This window comes from Paraclostridium benzoelyticum (genome assembly GCF_001006285.1).
In the GTDB taxonomy this organism is placed as follows: Bacteria; Bacillota; Clostridia; order Peptostreptococcales; family Peptostreptococcaceae; genus Paraclostridium; species Paraclostridium benzoelyticum.
This window is the reverse complement of sequence record NZ_LBBT01000091.1, coordinates 1-3,879: the sequence shown is the minus strand read 5'-3', so window position 1 is coordinate 3,879 and position 3,879 is coordinate 1. Positions and strand designations below refer to the sequence as shown.

4 protein-coding genes and 2 rRNA genes are annotated in these 3,879 nt (G+C 29.0%); 3 read left to right on the top strand and 3 right to left on the bottom strand.

Annotated elements, in window-relative coordinates; all coding sequences use genetic code 11:
* The first annotated feature begins 319 nt into the window (after positions 1 to 319).
* A complete protein-coding gene (locus VN21_RS04270; protein WP_046822202.1) occupies positions 320 to 640 on the top strand; it encodes a DUF1540 domain-containing protein in 321 nt (106 codons plus the stop codon).
* 101 nt (positions 641 to 741) lie between these two features.
* Positions 742 to 1,365, top strand: coding sequence for a sporulation membrane protein YtaF (gene ytaF / locus VN21_RS04265; protein WP_046822201.1), 624 nt, complete (start codon positions 742 to 744; stop codon positions 1,363 to 1,365).
* A 31-nt stretch (positions 1,366 to 1,396) separates the two neighbouring features.
* Here ytaF and VN21_RS04260 read toward each other — a convergent pair whose 3' ends face one another.
* Positions 1,397 to 1,903: a PTS transporter subunit EIIC gene (locus VN21_RS04260; protein ID WP_084821936.1), complete on the bottom strand. Its 507-nt coding sequence runs from the start codon at positions 1,901 to 1,903 to the stop codon at positions 1,397 to 1,399.
* Positions 1,904 to 2,185: 282 nt separating this feature from the next.
* On the opposite strand from VN21_RS04260, the gene VN21_RS04255 reads away from it, so the two are divergent.
* Positions 2,186 to 3,289, top strand: a complete 1,104-nt coding sequence (locus VN21_RS04255) for a DEAD/DEAH box helicase (RefSeq protein WP_046822199.1) — start codon at positions 2,186 to 2,188, stop codon at positions 3,287 to 3,289.
* A gap of 267 nt (positions 3,290 to 3,556) precedes the next feature.
* On the opposite strand, the gene rrf is transcribed toward VN21_RS04255, so the two are convergent.
* Positions 3,557 to 3,673: ribosomal RNA gene (rrf, locus tag VN21_RS04250) — 5S ribosomal RNA — on the bottom strand.
* A gap of 60 nt (positions 3,674 to 3,733) precedes the next feature.
* Positions 3,734 to 3,879 (bottom strand): 23S ribosomal RNA (locus tag VN21_RS04245); the annotation flags it as partial.

The following is a 3,879-nucleotide window of genomic DNA, read 5'->3' as shown; positions in this document are numbered from 1 at the left end:
CTTTAAATTGGGTTATAGTCTTAAATTTTCACGTATCCATTTCATATATAACTATAACCCAATTTAAAGTAAAATAATATCATAAATTTTTATATTTTTCTAGTGTATTTTCTAAAATCAATAAAAAAAAACTAACTACAAATGAGTTAGTTTAATCAAAATATCTACTAAATGTTTAATCTATTTATCTTAGGACTTACTATTCTAAATCATTTAAGAATTATTTGCAATATATTTTTTTAATTTCTATTTAAATTTTCAGTATATTTTTTCCAGCTTGACTCAATAATATATTTATATTGTAGTGGGAGGTGTTTTTTTGATTAAGTGTTTATCTACAAACTGCACTTTTAATAATAGCGGAGTATGCTCTGCGTCTGTAATTCATATAGAAGGATTCGATGCTGACATTACACCTGAGACTTACTGTAAAACATTTGTTGAAGCGGATAATTCTGCTAAAATGACAAGTTCCGTATGTGACATTGAAACTTCTTCTAAAAATATAATTTGTAGTGCTTCTAACTGTACATACAACTTTAATGGTGCTTGTAAGTCTTCAGATGTTCAAATCAACTCTTTAAATAATACTTGCGAAACATTTATAAAAAGATATTTTAATAGTAATTATGAATATTAATTAAAGGCACCTATAAAAGGTGCCTTTAATATTTGTGCACTAATTTGTCCCTAGTTTAATAATATATTATTAATCATTTTATATATTAGGGGTGAATTCAGTTGATAGAGTCGTTAATTTTAGTTTCTTCTTTATGTATAGATACTTTTGTAGCTAGTATAGCTTATGGGACCGATAGAATAAAAATCCCTTTTTATTCTAATTTAGTAATAAATTTAGTTTGTTCCTTATTTCTTGGTATAGCTTTAGCTCTAGGTGGATTTTTAAAAGATTTTTTATCTCCAAGTACCGCAAGTGTTTTAAGTTTCGCATTATTGTTATCACTTGGCTTTTTTAGACTATTTGAATCTTTTTTTAAAACCTATGTTAGAAAATTTTCTAGTTCAGGCGCACCTTTGACTTTTAAAGCATTTGACTTTAAATTTGTTTTAGAAATTTACGCCAATGAAACTAAGGCTGATTATGACAAATCCAAAACACTTACACTTAAAGAAGCTGTATATTTAGCTGTTGCTCTTTCATTAGATAGTTTAGCTGTTGGATTCGGTAGTAGTTTGGTATCAATAAATTATTTACAAGTTGTTATACTATCTTTTATTATAGGAACTTGCTGCCTTTTTATAGGAGTTCGTATAGGTAAAAAATTCATAGAGAAAGTAGATTTAAATCTTTCTTGGCTTTCTGGATTAATGCTTATTGTTTTAGCATTCATTCGTTTTATATAAAAAGAGAAGCATAGTGCTTCTCTTTTTATTTTTATGCAAAATCTATTTCATCAAAACTAAAATCTTCATCTTCATTAGCTTCTTCTAATTCTTTCTTTATCATATTTCCTTCATATACTTTAAAGAACGGATAATATATCACTATACTTATTAATACTAATGCACATACAAATATAACATTTCTAATATCCATAGACGATAAGTATGCCTGTGCAAAGAATGGTGTAAATGATGGATCTACTATATACCCACAAGTTATAAATCCTATCTTTTGTGCAAAATAAGTAAGTGATACTGATATAATAGGAGTTATTATAAATAGTATAGCAAGTATAGGATTAAATACTATAGGTCCTCCAAATATTATAGGTTCGTTTATTCCACATATACCAGGTATAACAGATAGTCTCCCTAATGATTTTAAGTGTGTAGATTTACTTTTAGCCATTAAAATAGCTAACCCCAATGTATTTCCTGCTCCACCTAATACATTCTTCTCTGAGGTTTTATTGTTATTTGAATGCATCATAAGTAACATTGATTAATTTTGTATTAAAGTAATATTAATATTTTTTTTAGTTTTTTTAAATATCTTTCAAGGGTTTAGAAAAAAGTTTTCAAATAAAAAACATTTTATTAAAAAAGTTCTTAATTTTAGTACTTTTTTATTTGTACTTTTAATCAAATTAATAAACTTTTGTATATATATTCATAAAATTATGACCATAATTTATAATATAGTTAGAATTAATAACCTTATTATGATATTATTAATAGGTTGTCTTAAATTAAATTAGCAATATTTTGAGAGGTAAATAATATGAATTTTAAAGAATTAGGAATTAATGATAATATGATAGAAAAATTAAAAATAATGGGAATAACTAATCCTACTCCTATTCAAGAGGAAAGTATTGGACTTATAAAATCTGGTAACGATGTAATCGCTGAAGCTCAAACAGGTACTGGTAAAACTTTAGCATTTTTACTACCTATATTAGAAAATATTTCACCTGAACTTGGACATGTCCAAGCTTTAATTGTTTCTCCAACTAGAGAACTTGCTATACAAATAACAAAAGAAGCAGAAAAACTTTGTGAGAATACGGATATAAATTTATTAGCAATGTATGGTGGAAAAGATATAGGTGCACAATTAAAAAAATTAAAAAAGAATATTCACTTAGTTATAGCTACTCCTGGTAGATTGTTAGACCATATAGAGAGAGAAACTATTGACCTTAGCAAATTAAAAGTAATAGTTTTAGATGAAGCAGATCAAATGCTATTTATGGGATTTAGAATTGAAGTTGAAACAATACTTAGACAAACTCCTAAAAAACGTCAAATGCTTTGCTTCTCTGCAACAATGGATTCTGCTGTTAAGAAATTAGCATATAAATATATGAATAATCCTGCTGTAGTTAGTGTTCAAAAGGAAGAGATAACGCTTACTAATATAAAACAAAATGTAGTTGAAACTACAGATAGAGGAAAGCAAGATGCTCTATGTTCTGTACTTGATTCAGATAATCCATTCATGGGAATAATTTTCTGTAGAACTAAGGCTAGAGTTGATAAGCTTGAAGAGGTCTTACACAGAAGAAAATACAACTGTGCTAAACTTCATAGTGATATAAAACAATCTCATAGAGAACGAATAATGAAATCATTTAGAAATGCAGACATACAATACCTAATAGCAACAGATGTTGCCTCAAGAGGATTAGATATAAGTGGTGTATCTCATGTATATAACTATGATATTCCTGAAAATGCTGAAACTTACATTCACAGAATAGGAAGAACCGGAAGAGCTGGTGAAGAAGGTTACACTTGTATGTTCGTTGACCCTAAAGATCACAACACACTAAAAGAAATAGAAGAAGCTATCGAAATGGAAATTCCAAGAAGAGAAGTATAAAAAAAGAAGTGCAAAAGCACTTCTTTTTTATTTTACACAACAAAAAATGGTTGATATTTAGTTTGCAGCGAAGTGGTCATTTAAAGCATCTTTTCTTATCCTTTATCTCATACCGTACAAGCGTAATTCTTCTTTATTTTACATATCAAAAAAGTGGTTAAGGTTTAGTTTGCAACGCCGAGGTCATTCAAAGCATCTTTTCAGCTTTATGACCCAAGTGCAAACTAAACCTTAACCACCACAAATTCACGTAAAATAAAAAAGATTACGCGGCTACGTCCTACTCTCCCAGGCAGCTTCCCACCAAGTACCATCGGCGCTAAAGAGCTTAACTTCTGTGTTCGGAATGGGAACAGGTGTATCCTCTTTGCTGTAATAACCGCATAATCTTTATTTAGAGTTAGTACTCTAAAAACTGAATAACATTAGTAAGATTAAATAATCTTGGTCAAGTCCTCGATCTATTAGTATCGGTAAGCTACATACATTGCTGCACTTACACCTCCGACCTATCAACCAGGTAGTCTTCCTGGGATCTTACCCTTACGGTGGGAAATCTTATCTTGAAGTTGGCTTCGCGCTTAGATGCT

Bases quoted from the DNA above. Each gene is read 5' to 3' on its own strand.
- VN21_RS04260 (WP_084821936.1), bottom strand. From the start codon at position 1,903: ATGTTACTTATGATGCATTCAAATAACAATAAAACCTCAGAGAAGAAT.
- VN21_RS04255 (WP_046822199.1), top strand. From the start codon at position 2,186: ATGAATTTTAAAGAATTAGGAATTAATGATAATATGATAGAAAAATTA.